A 2,305-nucleotide genomic window follows, 5' to 3' on the forward strand; every position below is an offset into this window, starting at 1 on the left:
GTCCCCAATTTAAGATTCCCGGGTTTTGAGAGTGAGTGGAAAGAAATTCGATTAGGAGACATTTCTAGTTTTATTTCCAAGGGAACAACACCTAAAAACTTTACTGAAACAGGAATTAGATATATAAAAATTGAATCTTTAGATGGCACTTTCGTCAATCCAGATAGGTGTTTATATATTAAGAAAGAAACTCATTTAGGAGAATTAAAGAGATCCATATTAAGAGAGAACGATATTTTATTTGCAATCGCAGGAGCAACAATAGGAAAAGTTGGAATTGTCAATAAAAATATTTTACCAGCAAATACAAATCAAGCTCTTGCAATAATTAGATTATCAAATAAAGGAGTAATAGATTTTATTGTTTTTATTCTGAGTTCAAGGGTAATGAAAAAATATATTCGAGAAAGTATCAGTGTTGGAGCACAACCAAATTTGAATCTACAACAAATAAATGATTTTAGATTTTTTTCACCTCAATATTTCGAGCAAATAAAAATAGCAAACTTTTTATCCTTAATAGGTAACCGAATAGAAACTCAAAACAAAATAATTGACCGATTAGAATCCTTAATGCTTGGGTTCAGACAAAAGATTTTTTCTCAAGAATTGCGCTTTAAAGATGATAAAAATGAATTTTCAAATTGGAATGAAAAAAGACTTAAAGATATCTGTATTAAGGAATCATCTAATATTTCAGCCAATTCATTGCAAGAAATTACAGGAGGTTATAAGGTGTATGGAGCTACAGGTTATTTACAAAATATAGATTTTTATCAGGAAGAAAAACCTTATGTCTCTATCGTTAAAGATGGAGCTGGTGTTGGAAGAACAATGCTTTGTGAAGGTCAATCTTCCGTTTTAGGCACTTTGGATAGAATAAAGCCTAAAAATGATAACTCACTATATTTTTTATATTTCTTATTAAAAACAGTTCAGTTTGATAAATATAAAACAGGTAGTACGATTCCGCATATTTATTTTAAGGATTACTCAAAGGAGAAAATAAAAATTCCTTGTTCTTCAGAACAGAAAAACATCGCCAATTTCCTATCCTCAATAGATAAGAAACTTGAAAAAGAAAAGCTAATTTTAAAGCAATACCAAGAGCAAAAAAAGCACCTGCTACAGAATATATTTATATAAATAGGTTCTGTAAAAAATACTGTTTTTGTTGATTTAGCAGTGCTACTATTTTAGTTTCAAGTTCTATTTTTCTATCAATATCAGAAAGAACTTTCGCTATTTTTTGTTGTTCCTCTTTACAGGGTAGAATTATTTTAAAATTGACAATATCTTTTTTTTGGATATTAGGTAAGCCAGAACCAACCCTTAAGGACATAATTTTAGACTGATGAAATTTTAGATATTGATATAAAAATAAATTTATCATTTCAGATGCAATATTTAATAATGAATAACAGTGACCACCACACCAAAATTTATCTCTTATATAATTCACATAACCACAGGAATTTCCTCCTTCACTTATAGTTATAGTTTCTCCTGTGGTATTATATTCTTCCGTATATCCAGAGGGCTCTATTCCTCCATTCTGACAAAGATAAGTTCCGTTTTCTGTAAGTTCTTGTTTGTTTAATTGTTTTCCTTTAACAACGTGTGCTATACTGTCAAGTCTTTTTATTTCCCATTTGGGATAATTTTCCCCCTCCTCTTTAAACCTAATTTCTTGTTGAAAGAGTTGTTGCATCATCCCTTTCTTAAACAACTTATAGTCCTCTATTATTTTGTTTTGGGTTTGGATTCTACCTTCGATACTTAAAAGAAACGAGGCTATTTTTGCTTGTTCTTTTAACTCCGTAGTTATTATACCAACACTGCTTAAAGTATCTTGTCCAATATTATATCTTGTACTACCACCACTTTTAGAAGTGATTTCCTTTCTTGAAGGAGAAGTTTTTAAAAGATAATTCAAAAATAAGGGGTTATAATCTTTAATTCGTTTTCCACGAATTACAAAACCACCAAAAGTTGCTGGCACTTTTTTATCTAAATATACATTAGATTGTCCTACATCTTCCCTTGTTTCGGAGCTTCTTTGAAACAATATATCTCCATACTCAACAATATTTTTATTAAATACTTCTTCAGATATCTTTACCGCTCCAATTATATTTTGATGAGTAATAAAATCATTTTCAATAATGTCTAGCACATTAATAAATTTATAGCCTGATCCATAAGATTCTTTAGAAGCATTTATTCCATTTTTGAATGTTAAAAAGTCAGATAACTTTCTCTTCTTCCATTCTTTGTTAAACTCTGGAAATCTCAAATTGGGGAC

General features: G+C 29.6%; 2 protein-coding genes. One reads left to right on the plus strand and one right to left on the minus strand.

Features of this window, described 5'->3' with window-relative positions; translation table 11 throughout:
* Window positions 1–1,146: restriction endonuclease subunit S (locus FT986_RS11960; RefSeq protein WP_255505961.1), on the plus strand; the 1,146-nt coding region annotated here is incomplete at its 5' end.
* On the opposite strand, the gene FT986_RS11965 is transcribed toward FT986_RS11960, so the two are convergent.
* On the minus strand, window positions 1,139–2,305 hold a 1,167-nt coding region (locus FT986_RS11965), incomplete at its 5' end, for a restriction endonuclease subunit S (protein WP_147865251.1). The two genes, FT986_RS11960 and FT986_RS11965, sit on opposite strands and share 8 nt — an antisense overlap.

This window comes from Mesonia sp. K4-1, assembly GCF_008017825.1.
GTDB lineage: Bacteria > Bacteroidota > Bacteroidia > Flavobacteriales > Flavobacteriaceae > Mesonia.